The sequence below is a fragment of the Achromobacter sp. genome (assembly GCF_050285585.1).
In the GTDB taxonomy this organism is placed as follows: Bacteria; Pseudomonadota; Gammaproteobacteria; order Burkholderiales; family Burkholderiaceae_B; genus Achromobacter.
Genome location: NZ_JBLZXF010000004.1, coordinates 61,090 through 85,739, shown reverse-complemented (window position 1 = coordinate 85,739; position 24,650 = coordinate 61,090). Strand labels below are relative to the sequence as shown.

Annotated in this window: 26 protein-coding genes; 13 read left to right on the top strand and 13 right to left on the bottom strand. The window is 67.8% G+C overall.

Annotation, left to right across the window (positions count from 1 at the left end; genetic code table 11):
* Positions 1–75: 75 nt before the first annotated feature.
* Positions 76–561 carry a YraN family protein gene (locus tag ACN6PJ_RS07960; protein ID WP_427995333.1) on the bottom strand — a complete coding sequence of 162 codons (486 nt, stop codon included), beginning with the start codon at positions 559–561 and terminating at the stop codon, positions 76–78.
* Between the two features lie 66 nt (positions 562–627).
* Here ACN6PJ_RS07960 and rsmI point away from each other — a divergent pair, with 66 nt between their 5' ends.
* Both rsmI and ACN6PJ_RS07950 read left to right on the top strand, forming a co-directional pair.
* Positions 628–1,563, top strand: a complete 936-nt coding sequence (gene rsmI, locus ACN6PJ_RS07955) for a 16S rRNA (cytidine(1402)-2'-O)-methyltransferase (protein WP_427995332.1) — start codon at positions 628–630, stop codon at positions 1,561–1,563.
* Positions 1,564–1,565: 2 nt separating this feature from the next.
* A complete protein-coding gene (locus tag ACN6PJ_RS07950; RefSeq protein WP_427995331.1) occupies positions 1,566–2,150 on the top strand; it encodes a methylated-DNA--[protein]-cysteine S-methyltransferase in 585 nt (194 codons plus the stop codon).
* Positions 2,151–2,163: 13 nt separating this feature from the next.
* On the opposite strand, the gene ACN6PJ_RS07945 is transcribed toward ACN6PJ_RS07950, so the two are convergent.
* Positions 2,164–3,123: a septal ring lytic transglycosylase RlpA family protein gene (locus ACN6PJ_RS07945; protein WP_427995330.1), complete on the bottom strand. Its 960-nt coding sequence runs from the start codon at positions 3,121–3,123 to the stop codon at positions 2,164–2,166.
* Complete coding sequence (gene rapZ / locus ACN6PJ_RS07940) at positions 3,120–3,992, bottom strand: RNase adapter RapZ (RefSeq protein ID WP_427995533.1); 873 nt, start codon at positions 3,990–3,992, stop codon at positions 3,120–3,122. Before rapZ ends, ACN6PJ_RS07945 begins: the two co-directional genes overlap by 4 nt.
* A 184-nt stretch (positions 3,993–4,176) precedes the next feature.
* On the opposite strand from rapZ, the gene ACN6PJ_RS07935 reads away from it, so the two are divergent.
* On the top strand, positions 4,177–4,935 hold the full coding sequence (locus tag ACN6PJ_RS07935; RefSeq protein ID WP_427995329.1) for a c-type cytochrome: 759 nt from the start codon (positions 4,177–4,179) through the stop codon (positions 4,933–4,935).
* Between the two features lie 12 nt (positions 4,936–4,947).
* Positions 4,948–6,228 (top strand): c-type cytochrome, encoded by a 1,281-nt coding sequence (locus tag ACN6PJ_RS07930; RefSeq protein ID WP_427995328.1) that lies wholly within the window; start codon positions 4,948–4,950, stop codon positions 6,226–6,228.
* Here ACN6PJ_RS07930 and ACN6PJ_RS07925 read toward each other — a convergent pair whose 3' ends face one another.
* From ACN6PJ_RS07925 to ACN6PJ_RS07885, 9 genes are all read right to left on the bottom strand, one after another.
* Positions 6,229–7,650 (bottom strand): PLP-dependent aminotransferase family protein, encoded by a 1,422-nt coding sequence (locus tag ACN6PJ_RS07925; RefSeq protein ID WP_427995327.1) that lies wholly within the window; start codon positions 7,648–7,650, stop codon positions 6,229–6,231. It lies immediately after the preceding gene.
* 22 nt (positions 7,651–7,672) lie between these two features.
* Positions 7,673–8,599 (bottom strand): HPr(Ser) kinase/phosphatase, encoded by a 927-nt coding sequence (gene hprK, locus ACN6PJ_RS07920; RefSeq protein WP_043546936.1) that lies wholly within the window; start codon positions 8,597–8,599, stop codon positions 7,673–7,675.
* A 22-nt stretch (positions 8,600–8,621) separates the two neighbouring features.
* Positions 8,622–9,077, bottom strand: coding sequence for a PTS sugar transporter subunit IIA (locus tag ACN6PJ_RS07915; RefSeq protein WP_043546934.1), 456 nt, complete (start codon positions 9,075–9,077; stop codon positions 8,622–8,624).
* Between the two features lie 335 nt (positions 9,078–9,412).
* Positions 9,413–9,751, bottom strand: coding sequence for a ribosome hibernation-promoting factor, HPF/YfiA family (hpf, locus tag ACN6PJ_RS07910; RefSeq protein ID WP_043546933.1), 339 nt, complete (start codon positions 9,749–9,751; stop codon positions 9,413–9,415).
* 200 nt (positions 9,752–9,951) lie between these two features.
* Positions 9,952–10,746 (bottom strand): LPS export ABC transporter ATP-binding protein, encoded by a 795-nt coding sequence (gene lptB / locus ACN6PJ_RS07905; RefSeq protein ID WP_043546932.1) that lies wholly within the window; start codon positions 10,744–10,746, stop codon positions 9,952–9,954.
* A gap of 33 nt (positions 10,747–10,779) precedes the next feature.
* On the bottom strand, positions 10,780–11,409 hold the full coding sequence (gene lptA / locus ACN6PJ_RS07900) for a lipopolysaccharide transport periplasmic protein LptA (protein WP_427995326.1): 630 nt from the start codon (positions 11,407–11,409) through the stop codon (positions 10,780–10,782).
* Positions 11,406–12,038 carry an LPS export ABC transporter periplasmic protein LptC gene (gene lptC, locus ACN6PJ_RS07895; protein ID WP_427995325.1) on the bottom strand — a complete coding sequence of 211 codons (633 nt, stop codon included), beginning with the start codon at positions 12,036–12,038 and terminating at the stop codon, positions 11,406–11,408. The genes lptA and lptC overlap by 4 nt, the downstream gene beginning before the upstream one ends.
* Positions 12,039–12,075: 37 nt before the next feature.
* Complete coding sequence (locus ACN6PJ_RS07890; RefSeq protein WP_427995324.1) at positions 12,076–12,684, bottom strand: KdsC family phosphatase; 609 nt, start codon at positions 12,682–12,684, stop codon at positions 12,076–12,078.
* A complete protein-coding gene (locus ACN6PJ_RS07885; RefSeq protein WP_427995323.1) occupies positions 12,681–13,670 on the bottom strand; it encodes a KpsF/GutQ family sugar-phosphate isomerase in 990 nt (329 codons plus the stop codon). Before ACN6PJ_RS07885 ends, ACN6PJ_RS07890 begins: the two co-directional genes overlap by 4 nt.
* 104 nt (positions 13,671–13,774) lie before the next feature.
* Here ACN6PJ_RS07885 and purT point away from each other — a divergent pair, with 104 nt between their 5' ends.
* The 8 genes from purT to ACN6PJ_RS07845 all read left to right on the top strand — a co-directional run bounded on the left by purT (position 13,775) and on the right by ACN6PJ_RS07845 (position 22,857).
* Entirely contained in the window at positions 13,775–14,992 is a 1,218-nt protein-coding gene (gene purT, locus ACN6PJ_RS07880) for a formate-dependent phosphoribosylglycinamide formyltransferase (RefSeq protein ID WP_427995322.1), read from the top strand.
* Positions 14,993–15,243: 251 nt separating this feature from the next.
* Positions 15,244–15,789 (top strand): GbsR/MarR family transcriptional regulator, encoded by a 546-nt coding sequence (locus tag ACN6PJ_RS07875; RefSeq protein ID WP_427995321.1) that lies wholly within the window; start codon positions 15,244–15,246, stop codon positions 15,787–15,789.
* A gap of 127 nt (positions 15,790–15,916) precedes the next feature.
* Entirely contained in the window at positions 15,917–17,491 is a 1,575-nt protein-coding gene (locus ACN6PJ_RS07870; protein ID WP_427995320.1) for a cytochrome ubiquinol oxidase subunit I, read from the top strand.
* A 13-nt stretch (positions 17,492–17,504) separates the two neighbouring features.
* Positions 17,505–18,659, top strand: coding sequence for a cytochrome d ubiquinol oxidase subunit II (cydB, locus tag ACN6PJ_RS07865; RefSeq protein ID WP_427995319.1), 1,155 nt, complete (start codon positions 17,505–17,507; stop codon positions 18,657–18,659).
* Between the two features lie 15 nt (positions 18,660–18,674).
* Entirely contained in the window at positions 18,675–18,800 is a 126-nt protein-coding gene (gene cydX, locus ACN6PJ_RS07860) for a cytochrome bd-I oxidase subunit CydX (protein WP_043546919.1), read from the top strand.
* Positions 18,797–20,557: a thiol reductant ABC exporter subunit CydD gene (gene cydD / locus ACN6PJ_RS07855; protein ID WP_427995318.1), complete on the top strand. Its 1,761-nt coding sequence runs from the start codon at positions 18,797–18,799 to the stop codon at positions 20,555–20,557. The genes cydX and cydD overlap by 4 nt, the downstream gene beginning before the upstream one ends.
* Positions 20,554–22,251, top strand: a complete 1,698-nt coding sequence (gene cydC, locus ACN6PJ_RS07850) for a thiol reductant ABC exporter subunit CydC (RefSeq protein WP_427995317.1) — start codon at positions 20,554–20,556, stop codon at positions 22,249–22,251. Before cydD ends, cydC begins: the two co-directional genes overlap by 4 nt.
* Positions 22,252–22,305: 54 nt before the next feature.
* Positions 22,306–22,857 (top strand): adenine phosphoribosyltransferase, encoded by a 552-nt coding sequence (locus ACN6PJ_RS07845; RefSeq protein ID WP_129525530.1) that lies wholly within the window; start codon positions 22,306–22,308, stop codon positions 22,855–22,857.
* Positions 22,858–22,874: 17 nt separating this feature from the next.
* Here ACN6PJ_RS07845 and ACN6PJ_RS07840 read toward each other — a convergent pair whose 3' ends face one another.
* Positions 22,875–23,783 (bottom strand): LysR family transcriptional regulator, encoded by a 909-nt coding sequence (locus ACN6PJ_RS07840; RefSeq protein ID WP_427995316.1) that lies wholly within the window; start codon positions 23,781–23,783, stop codon positions 22,875–22,877.
* A 383-nt stretch (positions 23,784–24,166) separates the two neighbouring features.
* Between ACN6PJ_RS07840 and ACN6PJ_RS07835 the strand changes: the two genes are divergently transcribed.
* Positions 24,167–24,550, top strand: a complete 384-nt coding sequence (locus ACN6PJ_RS07835) for a DUF4148 domain-containing protein (protein ID WP_427995315.1) — start codon at positions 24,167–24,169, stop codon at positions 24,548–24,550.
* Positions 24,551–24,650 lie beyond the last annotated feature (100 nt).

The following is a 24,650-nucleotide window of genomic DNA, read 5'->3' as shown; positions in this document are numbered from 1 at the left end:
ATCTCACGGTGCCGTTACCCTGTTCTGTCCAGGCGTAACGAGCTTCGGGAGGGGCGTTACCGAGGGCGGCGCGGCTCAGGGCAGCCAGAACGCCCCCCGCAACCACTGGGGATGGCCGGCCTCGAAGACGACCGCGTCGAAGCGGGCGGCGGGCGGCCTGCCCTGCCAGTGGCGCCGGGCCAGCTCGGGCAGCCACTGGGCGGCGGCGCGGGCCAGCCGTGCCTGCTTTTCGCGGCCGATGCTGGCCGCGGCGCCGCCATAGCGGGTGCGGCCGCGCGAACGGACCTCGACCAGCACCAGGACATCGCCGTCGCGCATGGCCAGGTCGATCTCGCCGGCGCGGGTCTGCAGATTGCGCGCCAGCAACGTCAGGCCTTGCGCCCGCAACAGGCGCAGCGCGGCCGCCTCGTGCCGGTCGCCTTCGCGCTGGGCGGGCGAGCGGCGCGGGGCGGGCGGATCGGCCGGGGGCGGGCGGCGCCCCGCGCGCCGGCGGCGCTTGTCGGCGCGGCGGCGGGCGGCCAGGGCCAGTTCGCAGGCCAGGCGCAAGGTCTCATCCGTCACGGGGGCTCCAGAGGCAGCGTGCAATGGCGGCTACACTGACATGGTTTTCCGTGTCAGTAGGCCGCAATGAATCAAAATGTCTCACCCCCGCTAGCCGGAGATGCCTGGTCACGCGTTGCCGAACGCGTGGCGGAGCAGCATTGGCCCGCCGCGACGCTGTATGTCGTGGCCACGCCGATCGGCAATCTGGGCGATTTGGGGCTGCGCGCCTGGCATGCCCTGCAGCGGGCGGACGTCATCGCTGCCGAGGACACGCGGGCAAGCCGCACGCTGCTGGATGCCTGGGGCGTGGGCACGCCGCTCATGGCCGCTCACCGCCACAACGAGGCCGCGGCGGCCCAGGCCATATGCGAACGGCTGGAACAGGGCCAGCGCGTGGCCCTGGTGTCCGATGCGGGCGCGCCCGCCGTCAGCGATCCGGGCGCGCGTATCGTGCGCGCCGTGCGCGAAGCCGGCTTCAAGGTGGTGCCGGTGCCCGGTCCCAGCGCCGTGATCGCCGCGCTGATGGGCAGCGGCGTCACCACGGACGAAAACCCGGCCTATGCGTTCGCGGGTTTCGCGCCGCCCAAGGCCGCGGCGCGCCAGCGTTGGCTGCGCACCTGGTGCGCCTTGCCCGCGCCGGTGGTGATGTTCGAATCGCCGCATCGGCTCGCGGCCACCCTGGCCGACCTGCTGGAAGTCTGCGGGCCGGACCGCCGCCTGACCGTGGCGCGCGAACTCACGAAGCGCTTCGAGGAGATCGCCACCTTCCCGATGGGAGAGGGCGCGGCCTGGCTGGCGGCGGACGCCCATCGCGAGCAGGGCGAATTCGTGCTGATCGCGCATGCCCGGGAGAACGAGCCGGCGCAGGACGACGCCGATCCTCGCACCGACGCGCTGCTGGACGCCTTGCTGGAGTCGCTGTCGTTGCGCGATGCGGCCCGCGTCGCGGCCAAGGTCTCGGGCCTGCCGCGGGACGTGCTGTACAACCGGGCGCTGGCCCGCAAGAAGGCGGCGGAGTAATCATGGCCTACGCGACAGTCGTGTCCAACAAGCCCGCCGATCCCAACGAGCGGCTCACCTACCGCGACATGCCCACGCCGTTGGGAGACATGCGCCTGGTCGCAAGCCCCAAAGGCCTGCGGGGCGCCTGGTTCACGGACCAGGCCCTGCTGCCCTCGGCCGAAGGCTGGATCCTTAGCGAATCCGATCCCATCCTGGAGCAGGCGCGCCGCGAGCTGGACGAATGGTTCGCCGGCCAGCGCCGCGCGTTCGACGTGCCGCTGGATCCCGTCGGCACGACTTTCCAGCACCAGGTATGGCATGCCCTGTGCGACCTGGACTTCGGGGTGCTGGCCAGTTATGGCGACCTGGCCCGCACGGTGGGCCGGCCCAAGGGGGCGCAGGCGGTCGGCGGGGCGGTGGGACGCAACCCGATCAGCATCATCATTCCGTGCCACCGCGTGATCGGCGCCGACACTTCCTTGACCGGCTTCGGCGGCGGATTGCCGCGCAAGCAGGCGCTGCTGGCCCACGAAGGCAATCTGTACCGGAGCCGCAATGCGCGGGCGCGCCGCGTCTGCGACGGCCAGGCGGAGCTGCCCTGGTAGCCAGGGGATTCGTTTATTGCGCGGCGATGCTGGGCAGGATGCCGATGCGGTCCGACACCAGCTGCACGGCGTTCAGCGCGCTTTGGCGGTCGGGGTAGGGGCCGATCCTGACCCGGTAGAGATTGTTGGACTGTTCCATCGAGGCGGGCGGCGCGCCGTCGGCGCCCAGCTGGGTATTGATCCGGCTGACCAGCGATTGCGCATTGGCCGGTTGACTGAACGCGCCCACTTGCAGATAGACGCTGCCGAGACCGCCCGCCGCCGGCTGGCGCACCGGGGCGGAGCCGGGCGCGGGCGCCGGCAGGGGTTCCGCCGTGAGCGCGACGGGGGCGGCGGCCACGGGCGCGGGCACCGGCTTGGAGCCGGTGGCCGACTCCGGCTCCGGCGAAGCGGCGGCGGGCGCGCCTTGCGAGGCCAGGCGCCGTATTTCGTCGGGAGGAATGGCTTCCACGATCACCTGGCCGCTGCCCGGCCCGATGATGCCGAGCTTGTGCGCCGCGACATAGGACAGGTCCATGATGCGGTCGCTGTGGAAGGGGCCGCGGTCGTTCACCCGCACCACGACCGTCTTGCCGTTGACCAGGCTGGTGACGCGGGCGTAGCTGGGCAGCGGAAGCGTCGTGTGGGCGGCCGTCATGGCGTACATGTCGTAGGACTCGCCGATGGACGTGGAGTTGCCGTGGAACTTCTTGCCGTACCAGGAGGCGATGCCGCGTTTCTTGTAGGGCTGGCCGCTGGTGTCGGGCACGTAGCGCTGGCCGAACACGACGTACGGACGGTTCGCGCCGCTGGCGTACGGTTCGATCCGGGGCACCGCGTCGGGCACCTGGTCCAGATTGGACGGCGGATTCGCGTCCGGTCCGTCATCCTTGTAGTAGCCGCCCTTCTTGCGCCCGCCGGTGGACGAACAGCCGGCCACGGCGATGGCCAGCGACAACATCAGGATCAGGCGGAGCGGGCGGGACAGCGTCATGCGGATTCGTCGGGAAGTTGGTTGCGGTGGCGCACCAGCAGCGGGTCGTGGTCGGCGAAGCGCAGCGCCAGCTGTTCGACCACGTACACGGAACGGTGCTGGCCGCCGGTACAGCCGATGGCGACGGTCAGGTAGTTGCGGGTGTCTTGCGTGTAGCGCGGCAGCCAGCGGTTCAGGAAGCCGGCGATGTCGTCGATCATCAGGCCCACCTGTTCGAACCCCGCCAGCCAGGCGGCCACGGGCTCGTCGCGCCCGGTCAGGGGGCGCAGGTTGCGGTCGTAGTAGGGGTTGGGCAGGCAGCGCACGTCGAACACCAGGTCGGCGTCACGGGGCACGCCGCGCTTGTAGGCGAAGGATTCGAACGTCAGGACCAGCGGCGCGCGGTCCGCCTGGATCAGGTCACGGATCCAGGCGCGTAACTGCCCCGGCGTCAGGTCCGAGGTATCGATGACGTGTTCCTGTTCGCGCAGCGGAGCCAGCAGTTCGCGCTCCAGCGCGATGCAGTCGACCAGGGAGGGGGCGGTGCCGCCGCGCTGCAGGCGATCGGTCAGCGGGTGGCGGCGCCGGGATTCGGAGTAGCGCTGCACCAGCGTCGCGGTGCTGGCGTCGAGGAAGACCACGCGCAGGCTCGTGCCCATGGCGCGCAGCGCGGTGACCACGTCGGGCAGTTCGGCGAGCTCGCCGGGCGAGCGGACATCGATGGCGACGGCGACCCGCTCCAGGCCTTCGTCCCGGACGTTGGCGATGAATTCGGTCAGGAACCTTACGGGCAGATTGTCGACGCAGGTATAGCTGGCATCCTCGAGCATGCGCAGGGCGACGGACTTGCCGGAGCCAGAGATGCCGGTGACTAGGACGACTTTCAACATGGACATGATTGTGGCACGCTTTTCCAGGACGATGCCGGCGGGATGGCATCTGATATGGCCGTAAACTCCGAATCTGCGCCTGTACCTTTCCGGCCGCCCTGGCGTAAGCTTGGCGCCGGGTACTCGACAGATTCACATACGCGCCCCGCCGTCATGCGCTTCGGGGGATTGGAATTCGACCTAGATGTTAGCCCTCATTTCCTTTCGTAGTGTTTCACTGCCTCGGTTTTGGGCAATCTCCGCGCTCGTGGCCGCCGCCGCCGTCGTTTTTTCCGCAAGGCCCGCTCAGGCCCAGGACGCCTCTCCGGCGCCCTTGCGCCCCGACACCATGGCCGCCCGCGTGGCGGCCTGTACGGCCTGCCATGGCGCGCAGGGCCGGGCGGGCACCGACGGCTACTATCCGCGCCTGGCCGGCAAGCCCCAGGAATACCTGTACCACCAACTGCTCAATTTTCGCGATGACCGGCGCCAGTACCGCCCCATGAGCCATCTGCTGGCCGGCCTGCCGGACGACTACCTGCGCGAAATGGCGGCGTATTTCTCCGAGCAGCATGTGCCGTATCCAGCGCCGGCTCGCGCCGAGGTGTCCGCCGCCACGCTGGAAGCCGGCCGCAGGCTCGCGCTGGACGGCGACGCGGCGCGCGGCCTGCCCGCCTGTGCGTCCTGTCACGGCGCCGCCCTGGGCGGCCTGCTGCCCGCGATCCCCGGCCTGCTCGGCCTGCCGCGCGACTACATCGGTTCGCAGATCGGCAGCTGGAAGACCGGGCTGCGCCGGGCGGCGGAGCCGGATTGCATGGCCGATATCTCCAACAAGCTCACCCCCGCCGACATCGGCGCGCTGGCGGCATGGCTGTCGTCGCGGCCCGTCGTCGAACCCTATGCGCCCGAACCGGCAGGTTCGCTGCGCCTGCCCGCGGAATGCGGCAGCCAGGCACAACGGTAGGCGGGCGAGCGGATGAAACTCATGAAGAAAGTCCTGTTGGTCCTGCTGCTGGCGATTGTCGCGGGGGCGGGCGGCCTTTATTGGGCGGGCACGCGCGACGATTCCAGCACCGGCCCGGCCGCGGCGGCCGCCGATGCCTCGACCCTGATCGAGCGCGGACGCTATCTCGCGTCGGCGGGCAATTGCATGGCCTGCCACACGAGCCGGGGCGGCAAGGCGCTGGCCGGAGGCACGCCCATCCCGACGCCGTTCGGCACGGTGTACGGCCCGAACATCACGCCGGACGAAAAGACCGGCATCGGCGCATGGACGGCCGATGACTTCTGGCAGGCGCTGCACAACGGCAAGTCGCGGGACGGCACGCTGCTCTATCCCGCCTTCCCATACACGGAATACACGCGCGTCACCCGCGCGGATTCCGACGCGCTGTTCGCCTACCTGCGCAGCATGCCGCCGGTCAGCCAGCCCAGCCGGCCGCCGGAGCTCGAATCCCCGTACGACCAGCGCGCGCTGCTGGCCGCCTGGCGGGCGCTGTATTTCAAGCCGGGCGTGCTGGAGGCCGACGCGGGGCAGTCGGCGCAATGGAACCGCGGCCGCTATCTGGTCGAAGGGCTGGGGCATTGCGCCGCCTGCCACACGCCACGCAACCGCCTCGGCGCGCTGCGTTCGGACCAACCCCTGGCCGGCGGCGAGATCCCGGCGCTGGACTGGTACGCGCCGCCGCTCACCAACGATATGCAGACCGGGCTGGGGCGATGGTCGGCCGAGGACATCGCCGCGCTGCTCAAGACGGGCATGTCCAGGCATTCCAGCGCCAGCGGCCCGATGGCCGAAGTGGTCCTGGGCAGCTCGCAGCACCTGAGCGACGACGATGCGCTGGCCATCGGCGTCTATCTCAAGTCCTTGCCTGCCGTGCCCACGGCGGATCCGCCTTCGGCGCCGGTCTCGGCCGCGGCGATGGAGCTGGGCGGAAAGATCTACCGCCAGCAATGCGCGCAATGCCACCAGCCCGCGGGCGAGGGCAGCGGCACGGCCTGGCCCGCGCTGGCCGGCAATCCCACCGTGACGGCGCCATCGCCGGTCAATGCCATCCGCATGGTGCTCGACGGCGGCTACGCGCCCGCCACGGCCGCGAATCCCCGGCCCCACGGCATGCCGCCGTTCGGCCAGCTGCTCAACGATGGCGATATCGCCATGCTGGTGTCCTACATCCGCAATAGCTGGGGCAACGAAGCCGGCGGCGTGACGCCCCTGGAGGTCAAGCGCGCGCGGGCCGCGTCGACGCGGAACTAGTCAGGTCCGGCGGCAGGCCAGGCGCGCCAGCTCGCCCAGCACGCGGATCGCGTCCTGGGCGCCGGCGTCCCAGGGATGGCCGTAGTTCAGGCGCAGCGCGCTGCCGAATTGGCCGCTGGCCGAAAAGATGGGGCCGGGCGCCACGCTGATGCCGCGCTCCAGCGCCTGCCGGTGCAAGGCCAGCGCGTCCACCCGCGCGGGCAGTTCCAGCCACAGGAAGAAGCCGCCTTGCGGGCGGGTAACGCGCGTGCCCGCGGGGAATTCCTGGGCGATCGCGTCGGCCATGCGCGCTTGCCGCGCCTGCAGCGTTTCGCGCAGCCGGCGCAGGTGGCGGTCATAGCCGCCCTGTTCCAGGTATTCGGCGATGGCGCCCTGGGCGGGGCCGGACGCCGATAGCGTCGAAGACAGCTTGAGGCGTTGCACGCGCTGGGCATAGCGGCCGGCGCAGGCCCAGCCGATGCGATAGCCCGGCGCCAGGCATTTCGAGAACGACGAGCAATGCAGCACCAGCCCCTGCGTGTCGTAGGCCTTGGCGGGCACGGGCCGCGTCGATCCGAAGTACAGCTCGCCGTACACATCGTCTTCGATCAGGGGAATGCCATGGCGGGCCAGCGTCTCCACCAGCTGCCGTTTGCCGGCGTCCGGCATCAGGCTGCCCAGCGGGTTCTGGAACTGCGTCATCAGCCAGCAGGCCTTGGGCGCGTGGCGCCGGATCGCGGCCTCCATTGCGTCCAGGTCGATGCCGGTGCGCGGATGGGTAGGCACTTCCAGCGCCTTCAATCCCTGCCGTTCAAGCGCCTGGAGGGCGCCGTAGAAGGTGGGCGCTTCGACCATGACCGTGTCGCCGGGCTGGGTGACCGCCTGCAGGCAAAGATTGAGCGCTTCGAGCGCGCCGTTGGTGACGACGATGTCGCTGGCAGGCACGTTGATGCCGCCGATCAGGTAGCGCAGCGCGATCTGGCGGCGCAGGCCGGGGTTGCCGGGAGCCAGGTCTTCCACCGTGTCTAGCGGATCCTGCCGCTTCAGGTGCGCGGCCATCGCCTGGGCCAGCCGCGGCAGCGGGAACAGCAGCGGCGAAGGAAAGGCCGAACCCAGCGGCGTGACGTCGCGGTTGCGCACGGAGCCGAGGATGTCGAAGATGCGCTCGCTGATCGCGAGCTCCGTCGATTCGCCGTCCGGGCGCGACGCGCCGGGTTCGGGCGGCAGCGAGGCCGCGGGCGCGTTGACGTAATAGCCGGAGCGCGGCTGCGCCCGGATCAGGCCGCGCGCCTCCAACAGGTAATAGGCCTGGAAAACCGTGGAAGGGCTGACCCGCCGCGCCGCGCAGGCGTCGCGCACGGAAGGGAGCTTGTCGCCCGCGCGCAGCACGCCGTCGCGTATCGATTTGGCGATCTCGGCCGCCAGCGTTTCGTAGAGGCTCACGGCATCGCCGGGCGGCACGCGCTTACTTGCTGCTTTGCAGGATCGCCATCGCCTGGCGCTCCATGAATTCGCCCAGCGTGTCGATGCCGCGCAGTTTCAGGATCGTGTTGCGCACGGCGGCCTCCACCAGCACCGCCAGATTGCGGCCTGCCGCAACCTGCAGCATGACCTTGCGCACCGGCAGGCCCAGCATGTCCTGGGTGATGTCCTGCAGGGGCAGCCGCTCGAACTTGTCCTGCGCGGTGGCGCGCACCAGGTGCACGATGAGCTTCAGGCGCATCTTCCGGCGCACGGAGGTCTCGCCGAAGATGGTGCGGATATCGAGCAGGCCCAGGCCGCGCACTTCCAGCAGGTTCTGCAGCAATTGCGGGCAGTGGCCCTCGATCATGTTGGGGGCGGTGCGCGAGAACTCCACGGCGTCGTCGGCCACCAGGCCGTGCCCGCGCGAAATCAGCTCCAGCGCCAGTTCGCTCTTGCCCAGGCCGGATTCGCCGGTGATGAGCACCCCCAGGCCGAGCACGTCCAGGAATACGCCGTGCACGGTGGTGGTGGGCGCGAGCTTCTTGCCCAGGTAGATGCGCAGCAGGTCGATGAGCTGTGCGGCCGCCACGGGAGTGGACAGCAGCGGCACCTGGTGCTGCTCGCATTGGTCGACCAGGTCCTGGGGCGGCGTCAGCCCATCGGCCAGCAGAATGGCCGGGACGCCGCCGATCAGCAGCTCGTCCATGTGGTGCATGCGGCGGCGCAGGTCGAAGCGCGTGTAGTACGCCAGCTCTTCCTGGCCGAACACCTGGATCCGCGATGGGTGGATGAGGTTCAAGTGGCCGACGAGGTCCGCGGCCGACATGCCGTCGTCGGGAATTGCGCGGTCCGCTGCGCCCTGGCCTGAAATCCAGTTAAAGGGGATTTTGTCGGCGTTGTCGTCGACGAGTTCCTGCACCGTAAGCATGGCAGCGTTTCCGCGGGAAGAATCAGAGTTGGCCGGTCGTGAGCATCTTGTGGACGATGGCCGGATCGGTTTCCGTGGCCAGGGCCTCGCGCAATGCCTTGTTGGACATGAGTTGGGCCAGCTCGGCCAGGATGTCCAGGTGCTGCTGGGTGGCCGCTTCGGGCACCAGCAGACAGAGCAGCATCGAGACCGGCTGTCCATCGGGCGCATCGAAGGCGATGGGCTGGGCGAGGCGGATGAAGGCCGCCAGCGCCTGCTCCAGGCCCTTCACGCGGCCGTGCGGGACGGCCACTCCCTGCCCCAAGGCCGTGGAGCCCAGGCGTTCCCTGGCAAACAGGCTGTCGAACACGAGCGCCCGAGCCAAGCCATGGTTGTTTTCGAAGAGAAGGCCGGCCTGCTCGAACGCACGTTTCTTGCTCGTTGCGAGCATATCGAGCACGACGTTGCCGGCGGGTAGGATGCGCGACAAATGATTCATCGGATCATTATATGGTTATATGACGCAGTGCAATAATCGGCCTCTGCGGCGCGTCCTCTGCGTGGGCGCGCGGCGGGGCGGCAAGAGCGACAGCATAGACCGATAGCGGCGGATTGTGGGCATTCTTGCGCCCTGCGCAGTCTTGCGGGCCGGGAAACGTCGGGAATTGGGGAAAACAGGATCGCCGGGCGGGGCCGGGAATGGGGGACAGTGAGGGGGGAGGGAAGTTTGCCGATGCCCCGGCTGGACTCGTGGTCTAGCGGGACACCGGGACTGAGGCAGGATTCTAGAATCGCTGTTTCGTTAGTCTCGCAGGCGAGCTATCGTGAGGCGCGTTATTGCTGGGGTGACGAAAGATTCGCCGCTTGCCGCTTCACGGACTCCGCTGTGTGACTTCGTACCTTGTCCTTGTGCTTGATGACCTGACGGTCGACCTTGTCAGCAAGAAGATCTATGGCTGCATAGAGATTTTCATCGGTAGCTTCACAATGAATGTCCTTACCGCTCAGACGCATGGTGATTTCGGCTCTATGCCGCAGGGGCTCTACCGAGAGCATGACCTGGGTATCGATGACGTGATCGAAATGCCGCAGCACTCGCGCCAGTTTGTTCATGACATATTCCCGGATGGCCGGGGTGACGTCGAGGTGACGACCGCAGATGCTCAGGTTCATAGTGTGCTCTCCTTCTAAAAGAGGAAAAAGGGTGCGCAAAAGAGCGCGGCTGGTTCGTTAGGCGTTCTCCTTGATCGAGAGGGTTCGTTTAGTACTAGTGTATAGACTCGGGCCGATAAAACAAGCTGACCTAACGCAAGAACATGGCATTTTTATGGCTGAGTCCACGGGGCCCATAGGGGTCTTCCCGGAGCCGCCCGTTACATGCGGAAGTGCTCTCCCAGGTAGACGCGGCGCACGGCGGGATCGCCCACGATTTCGTCGGGGTGGCCGTCGGTCAGGACCTTGCCTTCGCTGATGATGTAGGCGCGGTCGCAGATGCCCAGCGTTTCGCGGACGTTGTGGTCGGTGATCAGCACGCCGATGCCCCGGCCCTTCAGGAAACGCACGATGCGCTGGATCTCGATGACGGCGATGGGGTCCACGCCGGCGAAGGGCTCGTCCAGGAGGATGAAGCGCGGGCTGGTGGCCAGCGCCCGCGCGATTTCGACGCGGCGGCGTTCGCCGCCCGACAGCGAAATGGCCGCGTTGCTGCGGATGTGGCCGATCTGGAGCTCTTCCAGCAGGGCTTCCATCTGTTCGTTGATCTTGGCCGTGGAGAGCGGGCGTCCATCCGGCCCTATTTGCAGTTCCAGCACGGCGCGGATGTTCTGCTCCACGGTCAGGCGGCGGAACACGGAAGCATCCTGCGGCAGGTACGACAGCCCCATCCGCGCTCGCTTGTGGATGGGCATCGCGGTGATGGCGGCGCCGTCGATCTCGATGCGGCCGGCGTCCGCGGGCACCAGGCCCACGATCATGTAGAAGCTGGTGGTCTTGCCCGCGCCGTTCGGGCCGAGCAGGCCGACGACTTCGCCGCTGACCACGGATAGGGACACGTCCTGCACCACGGTGCGGCCGTTATAGGTCTTGCGCAAGCCGGTTGCGCGCAGGCTGCCCTGCTTGACGCCCGAAGGGGCGGAGGTCACGGGAGTCTGCACTGAGGGTTGGTTCATCGTGGCTGCGAGTGGTGTTGCATGGGAGGCGCTTCAGCGCCCTTTCTTGGCGGCTTGCTGCTTGCGGCATTCGGCGATGGCGGCGTCGGTCTTGGCGCGCGGCTCCGCCACCGAGCGGACCCGTCCGCCCGCCGCCGACGAGTTGGGCCCGCCCTGGGCTTCGTACGTGCCGGTCTTTTCGTTGTAGCGCACCCGTTCGCCACGTATCGTATCGAACGGTTTCCCACAGACGTAGCGGATCACGACGGCCTGCCCGATGAGGTCGAAGGTGCTTTTCGAGCCGTCGTATTCGGCGCGCAGGCCCTTGCCTTCGATGAGCTCGAAGGTCTCGGGACGTTCCTGGCGGATCGTCACGACCTTGCCCTTGTTGGCCGTGGCGGTGCCGAACTGGTTGCCCTGCGGGTCCTCGTTCATCTGCAGGGTGTCCGACGTCAGGGTCATGAGGCCGCGGGTCAGGTTGACGTTGCCCGTGAAGACGCTTTGCTTCTTCACGTCGTCGTAGTGCAGCGTATCCGACAGGATCAGCGTGCTGGGCTCTTCGGCCGGGGCGGCCGACTTGGACGCCGGATCCGCGGCGAAGGCGGGCGCGAGCGCCGAGGCCGTCAGCAGGACGGCGCCGATCAGACGGGTCGTCGGGGCAAGGAGAATCCGGAGGTCGGTCATGGTTTCTTCTGGTCAGTGTTGTTGGCGGGAATTTCGGTCCGACGTTGCTGCTTGCCTTCGGAACCGGCAATTTCCACATCGGTCGATGCCGAAACCTGCAGTTGGCGCGTCTTGTTGTTGTAGTGCATGCCCTTGCCGTTCATGCGCGAACGGCCCTTGAGCACCTCGGCGGGCAGGTCGGTATAGACCACGTCCTCGTCGGGCAGGATGATCAGCTGCTGGCTGCGCACGTCGAGCATGTCGTTGTTGGCGTCGGGCTGGCGGTGCACGTGCGCGTCGCCATTCATGACGATGCGCTTGCCGCCTTGCTCCATCACGGCCGTCTTCGAGACGGCCACCGTGATGGGGTTGGTCTCGCGCTGGCCGACCGCGCGCGGTTCGGTGATGTGATACGAGTCATCGTCCGGGAAATGCTCCGCGTACTGGCCTTCCAGCCGGTTGATGGGCCGGCCGCCGGGGTCGGTGCGCAGCATGACGAAATCGCGGGACCATGCGTCCATCTCGTGGGTGATGCGGCGCGGCGGGTCCACCTGGATGGCCCGCTGCGCATAGTCGGCCGCCCACCAGGAGCTGGTGACCAGCACCAGCAGCAGGAACAGCGCGATCAGAGAGGGAAAGCGTTCTTTCATCGGGTTCGCCGCAAGGGCGTGTTGGTTGTCGCGGCGGTTATTGGATCGCGCCCGGGCCCAGCAGGCCCGGGGCCGCCAGGAACGCGCCGAGGCGCCCCTGGGCCGCCAGCAGCAGGTCGCAGCATTCGCGCACGGCGCCGCTGCCCCCCGGCTGCGAGGATATCCAGTGGGCCGCCTGGCTGACGTAGGCGGGCGCATTCGGCACGCTGGCGGCGAAGCCCGCGCGCTGCATGGCCGGCAGGTCGATGATGTCATCGCCCATGTAGCCGGTCTGGTTCAGTTGGACACCGGAACGCTGCGCAAGTTCGTTCAGGGCGCCGCCCTTGTCGCGCACGCCCTGAACGACCTCGGCGATGCCCAGTTCGGCGGCGCGGCGCGCCACGATGGGCCCGGACCGGCCGGTCATCAGCGCGACCTTCAGGCCGCCTTCCATCAGCAGGCGCAGCCCGTGGCCGTCCAGCGCGTTGAAGCGCTTCTGCAGTTCGCCGCCTTCGCCATAGTAGAGGCTGCCGTCGGTCAGCACGCCGTCCACGTCGAACACCATCAGGCGCACGGTGGCGGCGCGTTCGCGCACGGTGGCGGGGACGCGGGCGAGGACCAGCGCGTCGGCCGGGTGAGTCACGGAAGCAGGAAGAGTCATAGTCATACCACTTTGGCGGCCATCAGATCATGCATGTGCAGGGCGCCGAGCAGGGCGCCATCGTTGTCCAGCACCAGCATGTGGTTGAGCCGTTGTTCGTCCATTTGCTGGGCGGCCTCGACCGCCAGCGCGTCGGCATTGATGCTGCGAGGCGAGCGCGTCATGCCCGCCTCCACGGTCAGGCTGCGGATGTCGCCGTGCCGGGCGATCAGGCGGCGCAGGTCGCCGTCGGTGAAAATGCCCTGCGGGCGGTGCTGCGCGTCGGTCACGACGGTCATGCCCATGCCCTTGGCGGACATGACCTCCAGCGCCTGCGACACCGGCGTGCCGGCCATGACGATGGGCAGGGCGTCGCCCTGGCGCATCACGTCGCGCACGTGGGTCAGCAGGCGGCGGCCCAGCGCGCCGCCCGGGTGCGAGCGGGCGAAATCCTGCGGACCGAACCCCCGCGCCTCCAGGCAGGCGACCGCCAGCGCGTCCCCCAGGGCCAGGGCCGTGGTGGTGCTGGCCGTGGGCGCAAGATTCAGCGGGCAGGCTTCCTGGGCGACGCTGCCGTCCAGGTGGACGTCGGCCAGCGAGGCCAGTTCGGACTGGGGATTGCCCGTGATGGCGATCACCCGCGCGCCCATCCGGCGGGCGACGGGCAGGATGGTCAGCAGTTCCTGGCCGGAGCCGGAATAGGAAATGGCGATGATCACGTCGTCCCGGGTGATCATGCCCAGGTCGCCGTGGACGGCTTCGGCCGCGTGCAGGAAGAAGGCGGGCGTGCCCGTGGAGGCCAGCGTCGCGGCGATCTTGCGCGCGATGTGGCCGGTCTTGCCGATGCCGCTGACGACCACGCGGCCACGGCAGGCCAGCAGCATGGCGACGGCGTGCGTGAAGCTGTCGTCCAGCCGAGCCGACAGGTCCAGCAGGCCCTGGCTTTCGATTTGCAGCGTTCTGCGCGCAGAGGCCAGCGCGGTCTCGGACGATGTTGTGGGATGGTCAGTCATGCACGGATTTTAATATCAGTATGCGGGTTTGCCCCGGGCAGGGGGGTATGGCATTCTGGCGGCTCTTTTCAACGGATTTCAAACTCTCTTTCCAGGTTCGTTCCATGTCCAGCATTCCCAGCCCCGTCCTTGGCACGCCCTTGTCTCCCCTGGCCACCCGAGTCATGCTGCTTGGTTCGGGCGAGCTGGGCAAAGAGGTCATCATCGCCCTGCAGCGGCTGGGCGTGGAAGTCATTGCGGTGGATCGGTACGCCGACGCCCCGGGCCACCAGGTGGCTCACCGGGCGCATGTGGTCTCGATGACGGACCCGGAGGCCCTGCGCAAGGTCATCGACCAGGAGCGGCCGCACGTTATTGTCCCCGAAATCGAAGCCATTGCCACCAATTTGCTGGTGGAACTGGAAGAGGCCGGCGTGGCGCGGGTCACGCCGACGGCTCGCGCCGCCCAGCTGACCATGAACCGCGAGGGCATCCGCCGCCTGGCGGCGGAAACCCTGGGGCTGCCCACATCGCCCTATTGCTTCGTCGACACGGAAGACGCGCTGCGCCAGGCCATCGACGGCGGCATCGGCTATCCCTGCGTCATCAAGCCGGTCATGTCCTCGTCGGGCAAGGGCCAGTCCCTGATCAAGACCGAGGACGACGTCGCCTCCGCCTGGCGCTACGCCCAGGAAGGCGGCCGGGTGGGCGCCGGCCGCGTCATCGTCGAGGGTTTCATCCGCTTCGACTACGAAATCACCCTGCTCACCGTGCGCGCTCGCGGCGCCGACGGCGAGATCCACACCCGCTACTGCGAGCCCATCGGCCACAAGCAGCTCGACGGCGACTACGTCGAAAGCTGGCAGCCGCACCCCATGTCGCCCGCCGCCCTGGAGCGTTCCCGGGAAATCGCGCTGGCCGTCACGTCCAACCTCGGCGGACTGGGCATCTTCGGCGTGGAGCTTTTCGTGGCCGGCGATCAGGTCTGGTTCTCGGAAGTCAGCCCGCGCCCGCATGACACGGGCATGGTCACCATGATCACCCAGGTCCAGAACGAGTTCGAACTCCACGCCCGGGCCCTGCTGGGGCTGCCGGTGGACACCAGCCTGCGCCAGCCCGGCGCCAGCAGCGTCATCTACGGCGGCGTCGAGGCCGCGGCGGTCTCGTTCCACAACGTGGCCGAAGCGCTGGCCGAGCCCGGCACGGATGTCCGTCTCTTCGGCAAGCCCGAATCCTTCGTCAAGCGCCGGATGGGCGTGGGCCTGGCCGTGGCCGAGGATGTTGCGGCCGCGCGCGCCAAGGCCAAGCGCGTTTCCGCCGCCGTGTCCGTCAAGGCCGGCTGACCCGGCCTCCAGCCCCATTCCATTGCCCTCAGCGGGCCCTCCGCCACCCGGCGGGCGGCCCGCCGGCGCTCGTCCGCGGCCATCCGGAGGCGGGCGCGCCCGCCGATCTGCGCCTTGCTTGCGGGCGTGCCCCTGCCGCCAGTGTGGTTTGCGCTTTCTCATTGTTTGTTCGATAATTTCAGAAATTTCTGAAAGCAGCGTAACTAGATTTATCTGGCCGCGCCGCTGGACCTTGCTGGCGCGGATCGACCATGGCTCTCACCCCTCAAAACGAACGCTTCATCCTGCATTTCGGGGAAATGGGCAGCCGCTGGGGCGTGAACCGCACTGTCGGCCAGATCTACGCCCTGCTGTTCCTCTCGTCCAAGCCCCTGAACGCCGACGACATCTCCGAGACGCTCGGTTTCTCGCGTTCCAACGTCAGCCTCGGGCTGAAGGAGCTGCAATCCTGGCGCCTGGTCAAGCTGATCCACCAGGTCGGCGACCGCCGCGACTACTTCGAAACACCCAAGGACGTATGGGAGATCTTCCGCATCCTGATGGAAGAAAAGCGCAAGCGCGAAATCGACCCCACGCTCTCCCTGCTGCGGGACACCCTGCTGGAACCCCCGTCGGGGCCCGATGAGGCCTACGCGCAACAGCGCATGAACGAAATGCTGGAGCTCATCGAACTGTCCACCGGATGGTTCGATGAGGTTCAACGACTGCCGCCCGAAACCCTGCAGAACCTGATGAAACTTGGTTCGAAAGTGCAGAAGGTGCTGGGCTTCGCCGGCAAATTGCGGGGCAAGGCCTGACCTTGATCCGCCCCGTTTTTTCAGGAAACCTCTATGAAGTTGTATCCAACGCCCGTAACATGGCGCGAGAGTCGGCCTGGGAACCATGCCGGTTGCCGCGGCACCTCGACTGCCTGGGAGCGCCCCAATGATTGATCTCGACGTCGTCAACCTGTCGCGATTTCAGTTTGCCGCGACCGCGCTTTATCACTTCCTGTTCGTCCCCCTCACGCTCGGCCTGTCGTTCATCCTGGCCATCATGGAGAGCGTGTATGTCATGACCGGCCGCCCCATCTGGAAAAAGATGACCATGTTCTGGGGCACGCTGTTCGGCATCAACTTCGCGCTGGGCGTGGCCACGGGCGTGGTCATGGAATTCCAGTTCGGCATGAACTGGTCCTACTACAGTCACTACGTCGGCGACATCTTCGGCGCGCCGCTGGCGCTGGAAGGGCTGATGGCTTTCTTCCTGGAAGCCACCTTCGTCGGCCTGTTCTTCTTCGGCTGGAACCGCATGTCCAAGGTCAGCCACCTGGTCGTGACCTGGCTGGTGGCGTTCGGCACCAACTTCTCGGCGCTGTGGATCCTGATCGCCAATGGCTGGATGCAGAATCCGGTGGGCTCGATCTTCAATCCCGACACCATGCGCATGGAGATGACCGACTTCGCCGCGGTGATCTTCAACCCGGTGGCCCAGGCCAAGTTCGTGCACACGGTCAGCGCGGGCTACGTCGCCGGCGCCATGTTCGTCATGTCGATCAGCGCCTGGTATCTGCTGAAGGGCCGCCACATCGACCTGGCCAAGCGTTCGATGGCGGTCGCGGCCAGCTTCGGCCTGGCCTCGGCGCTGTCCGTCGTGGTGCTGGGCGACGAAAGCGGCTACCTCACCACCGAACACCAGAAGATGAAGATCGCGGCCATGGAGTCCATGTGGCACACCGAGCCCGCGCCCGCGTCGTTCAACCTGATCGCCATTCCCAACCAGGAAGAGCGCAAGAACGACTTCGCGATCGAGATCCCCTACGTCATGGGCATCATCGGAACGCGGTCGCTGACGACGCCGCTGCTGGGCATCGACGACCTGATCCTGCGCGCCGAGAACCGCATCCGCGACGGCATGGTGGCGTATGACGCCCTGCAGAAGATCCGCGCCAATCCCAAGGACGTGGATGCGCGCATGGTCTTCGACCGGACCTGGCCCGACCTGGGCTACGCGTTGCTGGTCAAGCGCTACCAGCCCGACATGAGCAAGGTCACCGAAGCCGACATCAAGAAGGCGGCGGTGGACACCGTGCCGAACGTGGCGCCGCTGTTCTGGGCGTTCCGCATCATGGTGGCGGTGGGCATGTACCTGATCCTGTTCTTCGGCGTGGCCTTCTGGCTGGCCTCGCGCGGCCGCCTGGACAGCCGCCGCGGCCTGCTCAAGGTGGCGCTGTGGAGCCTGCCGCTGCCCTGGGTGGCCATCGAAAGCGGCTGGTTCGTGGCCGAGTACGGCCGCCAGCCCTGGGTGATCGAAGGCGTGCTGCCGACCTATTACGCGGCTTCGGGCCTGACCATCATGGACCTGGCCATCAGTCTGACGATTTTCCTGGTGCTGTACACGGTGCTGCTGATCATCGGCGTGAAGGTGATGCTGCATGCCGTGAAGGCGGGGCCGAAATCCGATGGGCCGGCGCCTGGCACCGCCGCGGCCGATCCTGTCCGCGCCGCCGTGCGCGCCTGAGGAGGAGATCGCGATGGAAACGCTCATTCCTTTCGACTACGGCACGCTGCGCGTGGTGTGGTGGGTGCTGCTGGGCGCGCTGCTCATCGGCTTCGCCGTCATGGACGGCTTCGACCTGGGGGTGGCGGCGCTGCTGCCGGTGGTCGCCAAGACCGACGTGGAGCGTCGGGTGGTGATCAACGTGGTGGGGCCGGTCTGGGAAGGCAACCAGGTCTGGCTCATTACGGCGGGCGGCGCCATCTTCGCCGCGTGGCCTCTGCTGTACGCCGCATCGTTCTCCGGGTTCTACCTGGCGATGATGCTGGTCCTGGTCGCCCTGATCCTGCGGCCCGTGGGCTTCAAGTACCGCAGCAAGATGGAAGGCACGCGCTGGCGCAGCCGCTGGGACGCCGTGCTCTGTTTCTCTGGCGTGGTGGCTTCGCTGGTGTTCGGCGTGGCCATGGGCAACATCATCCTGGGCGTTCCGTTCACCTTCGATCCGGTGACGCTTCGCCCTGTCTACGAGGGGCATTTCTACCAGCTCTTCATGCCGTTCGCGCTGCTGGCGGGCGTGCTGAGCGTGGTGATGCTGGCCATGCACGGCGCCGTGTTGCTGGCCTGGCGCACCGAAGACCCCGTGTCGTCGCGCGCCCGCAACTGGGGCCGGCTGTGCGCCTTGCTCACGGCCCTGCTGTTCGTCGCGGGCGGCTTCTGGGTGGCTCGCGGCGTCGGCGGCCATGTCATCACCAGCGCGGTGGACATGGCCGGCCCGTCGGATCCGATGCTCAAGGCCGTGTCGGTGCAGGATGGCGCATGGATGGCCAACTACGCGAAATGGCCGCTGATGTGGATCGCGCCCGCGCTGGGCGCGGGAGGCGCGGTGTTGGTGGCATTGCTGCTGACCGCGCGCGCCAACGTGCTGGCCTTTCTGGCGTCCTCGCTGTCGATCGCGGGCGTGATCCTGACGGTGGGCTTCTCGCTCTTCCCGTTCATCATGCCTTCGTCGACGAAGCCGCAGGCCGGGCTGACCATCTGGGACGGCTCGTCCAGCCACATGACGCTGTGGATCATGGTGATCGCGGTGGCCGTCTTCCTGCCCATCGTGACGCTTTACACCGCATGGGTGTACCGCGTCATGCGCGGCAAGGTCACTGAAGCATCGGTGGGCGGCACGCCCAACTCATACTGACAAGGAGCCTCCACCATGTGGTATTTCTCGTGGATACTCGGCTTGGGCCTGGCGTGCGCGTTCGCTATCCTCAACGCGATGTGGTTCGAGCTGCGCGAAGGGCATACGCATGACCCGCGCGCCAGCCGCGACGACGAGTGAGGGGCGCCGCTAGCGCGCTCGAGCACGATCCTTCGGCAGCGCTGGAAAAACCGCCGCGCGAGCAGTCGCGGTGGCTGATGGCGCTTGCCAGGGCCGCAAGGCTGCCCTTGCTGCTGGCGGGCGCGGCGCCATTGGTGAGCGGCGTCCTGCTGGTCGTGCAGGCCTGGCTGCTGGCCAGTGTGCTGGATGCCGCGATCGTCGGGCGGGCGCCCCGGCAAGAGCTGATCGGCGGCATCCTGGGCATCGCCGCGCTCATGCTGCTGCGCGCCTGCATCGGCTGGGCGGGCGAGCGCGCCGGCGCCAGCGCCGCCGAGCGCATCAAGCGCCACGTGCGCCAGTCGCTCTTCAGGCGGCTGGTGCGCAAGGGACCGCACTGGAGCCGGAGCCGGGCCGCCGGCGAACTGGCCAGCGCGGTGGTGGACCAGGTCGAGGCGCTGGACGGCTTCTTCGCCAAGTACCTGCCCGCGATGGCCGCGGCCGCCCTGTTGCCCGTGGCCTTTTCCGTCGTGCTGTTGCCGGTGGACGTGATCGCCGGCCTGGTTCTGCTGATCACCGCGCCGTTGATTCCGTTGTTCATGGCTCTGGTGGGGTGGGGCGCCCAAGGCGCCAGCCGCCGGCATTTGCGCGCCTTCGCCCGCCTGTCGGGGTTCTTCGCCGACCGCCTGCGCGGGCTGTCCACCCTGAAGCTCCATGGCCGGGCCGAGGCCGAAGCCGAGTCCGTCGTGGCGGCCAGCGACGCCCTGCGGCTGCGCACGATGTCGGTCCTGCGCATCGCCTTCCTGTCGTCGGCCGTGCTGGAGTTCTTCGCCGCGCTGGGCGTGGCCGGGGTGGCGGTCTATATCGGCCTCACCTATCTGGGATTCCTCGATCTGCGCTGGACGCCCCTGACTTTGCAGGCAGGCCTGTTCTGCCTGCTGATGGCGCCGGAAATCTACGCGCCGTTGCGGCAGTTCGCCGCGCACTATCACGACCGTGCGGCCGCGCTGGCGGCGGTCACGCAGATCGCTGCGCTGTTCGATGGCTTGCCGCAGGATGAGGATATGCGCGGCGAGGCCGGGGGCGAGCCCGTCCGTACCACCAGCGCGGACCGGGGCAAGGGCGCCGCCCTCATGGCCGGCGCCCTGAGCGTGCAGGCGCCTGGCCGGGGCCTGCCGGTGCTGTCGGACGCCTCGCTTGCGCTGGCGCCCGGCGAGCATGCGGCGCTGATGGGGCCGAGCGGCATCGGAAAATCCACGCTGATCGAAGCGATCGCGCGCCTGAGACCGTGCCAGGGCGACATCCGGCTGGACGGCCGGCTCCTGGCCGACTGGAGCGAACCGGCCTTGCGGGGGCGAGTCGCCCTGATCGGGCAAAAGCCGCAGCTGCTGGCGGGTTCCATCGCCGACAACATCAGGCTGGGCTGTCCCGGCGCGTCCGACGCGGCGGTGCAAGACGCCGCGCGGCGTGCCTGTGTGCTGGAGTTTGCGGCGGCGTTGCCGCAAGGGCTGGACACGCCGCTGGGCGGCCGCGGGCACGGCCTGTCCGGCGGACAGGCGCAGCGGGTCGCGCTGGCGCGCCTGTTCCTGCGCGATCCGGGCCTGATCCTGCTTGACGAACCCACGGCGCACCTCGACGAGGCCACGCAGGAGCGCGTGTTGGACGAGATCCTGGAATTCGCCGCGGGCAGGACCCTGCTGCTGGCGACCCACGCGCCCGCCGTTGCGGCCCGGCTCGGCCGGATCTTGCGCGTGGCCGGCGGAAAGGTGGAAGACGCATGAAGAACCTGTTGCTGCTCCTGCCGCTATACGCGCGCCGGAAAGGCGGGCTTTTGCTCGCATTGTTCTGCGCCCTGGCCACGGTGGCTGCGGGTGTGGGCCTGCTGGGTGTGTCGGGCTGGTTCCTGACCGGCGCCGCGCTGGCGGGCGCCGGCGGCGCATTCAACCTGTTCGCGCCCTCGGCCCTGGTGCGCGGGCTATCGTTCCTGCGCATCGTGTCGCGCTACGCGGACCGCGTCGTCGGGCACGGCGCCACGCTGCGCCTGCTGGCGGATCTGCGCGCCGCGGTATTCGCGGCGCTGATCCGGCTCACGCCGAGGCAGCTGGCGCGCTATCGCGACGGCGACCTGGTAGCCCGAATGACGGGCGACGTGGACGCGCTGGATACCGTGTTCCTGTTCGTGCTCGCTCCGCTGGCGACCGCGCTCCTGGGCGGCGCCATCCTGACGGCGGTGCTGGGATATTGGGTGCCCGCCGCCGCGCTGGCGGTCGCGCTGGCGCTGTTGGCTGCCTGCGTGCTGGTGCCGTTGTGGCTGTTGCGCGCGGCGCGCAAACCGGGGGAGGCAGCTCAGGAAAGCGCGGCGGGGTTGCGCGCGGCCGTGCTGGACGCCGTGGACGGCCATGCGGACATGGTGGCCTTGCACGCGCAGGCCCAGACGGCGGAGCACTTCGAGCGCTTGTGCGAGGCGAGCGCCGCGGCGCGGCGCAGCCAGTCATGGGTGGCGGCCCGGGGGCAGTTTTTCCTGCAGGCCGCGGCCGGGGCATCGGTGCTGGCGTTGCTGTGGTTTGGCCTGGACACGCTAGCGTCGGGCCGGATCGCCGGGCCCGCGCTCGTCGGCCTGCTTCTGGCGGTTATCGGCATCTTCGAGGTGGCGGGCCCGATCATGCGGGGCGCTTCGCGCATGGGTTCCGCGATGTCGGCGGCGGCGCGCATCCGTGAAGTGACGCACTGCGAGCCCGACATGCAGGATCCGGACACGCCGCAAGCCTTGCCCGGCCGCGGTGTGCTGGAACTGGACGGCGTGCGTTTTTCCTATCCGGGCAGAACGCCGGGCACCGGCCCGGCGGTGCTGGAGGATGTCAGCCTGCGCGTGGCGCCCGGCGAGCGAGTGGCCATCGTGGGCCCCAGCGGCGCCGGCAAATCGACGTTGCTGCATCTGCTCTTGCGCCTCGAGGACCCGCAGGCGGGGCAGGTGCGCTTCGGCGGTTGCGACGCGCGCGCCTGCGCGCAGGCCGACTGGCATCGGCGTATCGCGCTGTTGCCGCAGGACGCGCCGGTCTTCCTGGGCACGTTGCGCACCAACCTCCTGATAGGCGATCCGGCGGCGGACGACGCCGCGCTCTGGGGCGTCCTCGACGCCGCTCGGCTGGGCGATTTCGTGCGGGGCCTGCCCGAGGGGCTGGATACCTGGGCGGGCGAAACCGGCTCCCAGCTGTCGGTGGGTCAGGCGCGCCGCCTGTGTCTGGCGCGCGCGCTGCTGTCGCCGGCCGCGGTCATCGTGCTGGACGAGCCGACCGCCGGACTGGACGCCGCTGCCGAGGAGGCGTTTTTCCAGGACCTGCAAGCCGCGGCGCGCGGACGGACCGTGGTGCTGGCCACCCATGCGGCCCTGCCGCCTGGAGCGGTGGACCGCTGCTGCGAGTTGCGGGCGGGAAGGCTTCATGAATTGTCATCGGGGACGGCAATCCTGGCTTAAGCGCGGTTGCGAGGTTATAGTTCGCCTTGCTTCAATTCTCCAGGGCCGTCTTCCATGCAGACCGACTACGCCGAGTACATCCGGCGCACCATCCGCAGCGTTCCAGACTGGCCCCAACCCGGTGTCGTTTTCCGCGACATCACGCCGGTGCTGCAGGATCCTCGCGCGTTCCGGGTGCTTATCGATCTCTTCGTCTACCGCTACATGCGCCAGCGGCTCGACCTCGTCGCCGGCGTGGACGCGCGCGGCTTCATCGTGGGCAGCGTGCTGGCCTACGAACTGAACCTGGGCTTCGTGCCCGTGCGCAAGAAGGGCAAACTGCCGTTTCGCACCGTGGCCGAGGAATACTCGCTCGAATACGGCAATGCGTCGGTCGAAATGCACACGGACGCGGTGCGTACCGGGCAACGCGTCCTGCTGGTGGACGACCTGATCGCCACGGGCGGCACCATGCTGGCCGCCATCAATCTGCTGCAGCGCCTGGGCGCCAACGTGGTCGAGGCGGCCGCCATCATCGATCTGCCCGACCTGGGCGGGTCGGCCAAGGTCGCGGCCACGGGCACGCCGCTCTATACGGTCTGCCAGTACGGCGCCGACACTCCCTGAGCCCGCAAGCCCGCCGCCTACGCCGCGGCGCGCACCACGTCGTCGGACAACCGGGGCTGGATGAAGTCCAGGAAGGCCTTGGTCTTGGCGGGCAGCATGCGAGAGGGCAGCAGCGCAAAAAGCGGCAGGGGCGTCAGGCTCCATTCGGGCAGCACGCGCACCAGGCCCGACTGCTTGATGGCGCGCTCCATGGCGTCGAACACCAGCAGCGGCGTGATGCCCAGGCCCTGCCCGGCCAGCCGGCCGAGCATGCCGACATTGTTGGCGGACAGCCGCCCCGATACTTGCACGCGTTCCACCTTGTCGCCCGAATGCAGCATCCAGAAGGACGACTCCTCGCGCATGGTGGGGCGCAGGCACTCGTGGTGGCTGAGATCCGCGGGCACGCGGGGCTCGCCGTGGCGGGCCAGGTAGTCGGGCGAGGCATACAGCTGGTGGGCCATCAGCACGATCTTGCGTGAAATCAGGCTGGAATCGGGCTGCTGCCCGAATCGCAAGATGAGGTCGAAGGGATTGCTGATGGGATCGATCGGCCGCATGCTCAGATCGAAATCGCATTCGATGTCGGGGTGCTGTTCCCGGAATTCGCGGATGACGGCAGGCAGGAACAGCTGCGCCAGGCTGGTGGGCAGCGAAATGCGCAACCGCCCCTTGGGCTGCACCGCCATGTCCAGCAGTTGGTCGTGGGCGATGCGGGCTTCTTCGACAATGTGCCGGCAGCGCTCGAAATAGATGGCCCCGGCCTCCGTCAGGTCGATCTTGCGCGTGCTGCGGTTGAGGAGACGCATGCCGATGCTGCGTTCCAGTTCGCTGACCCGGCGCGACAGCGTGGACGTCGGAATATTCAAGGCTTCGGCGGCGTGGCTGAAGTTCTTGCGCTTGGCGACTTCGACAAATAGCGCGATGTCGTTAAGCTGGATATCCATGGGGTCCTCTGAGTCAAAATTCCATTTCTGGCAGATTCATATGATAAATGGAATTATTGTCCCGCCAGCAGAAATGTCTATTTCCCAACGGCGTACATTCCATCCAGCACATGGCGGCATTATTTTGCGTTACGTAGCTTGCGCAAGGCTGAATGCCGGCAAGGCCCGTCGCAGAAGGATTCCTCGGCGTACTGTGCAGAAATTGAGCAGATTTTCAGGGATGCGACCGGAAATTGTCCCACTCATGCAAATATGTTCCCCAAAATAAGGGTTTTTACTAGCTCGAGATCGCCAGATACTTCGTCCCAGCAATCAAATTGTCACACCGCACCTGCCAGCCTGGCAGAAGACGGTGTGCAAGGTTTAGGATGGAGGTCCTCTCAATGAAAGCCCTAGCTACCGCACTTATGGTCACCGCCACGCTGGTGGGTATGTCCGCCGCTCACGCCGATGGCAAGACGCGTGAACAAGTCCAGCAGGAACTGCAGGCCGCCAAGGCCGCCGGCCAAGTCACGTTCGGCGAACTGGACTATCCGCCCGCCGCCGCCCCGCAAACCAGCCTGTCGCGCGAGCAGGTTCAGCAAGAACTGCAAGCCGCCAAGGCCGCCGGCCAGGTGACCTCGGCCGAACTCGATTACCCGCCCAAGGCCGCCGTGTCGCAGTCGGCCGGCAAGACGCGCGAACAAGTCCGCCAGGAACTGGCCGAGGCCAAGGCGCGCGGCGACTATTCCTTCGGCGAACTCGATTACCCGCCCCAGGGCAAGTAAGCCTTTCTTCCGGAAGGCCGCCTAGCCCCCTTGTGTGTGAATCCGAGGGGGCTTTTTCTTGGACCGCGCGGAAGAATGTCGCGTTTACGCATCAGAAATT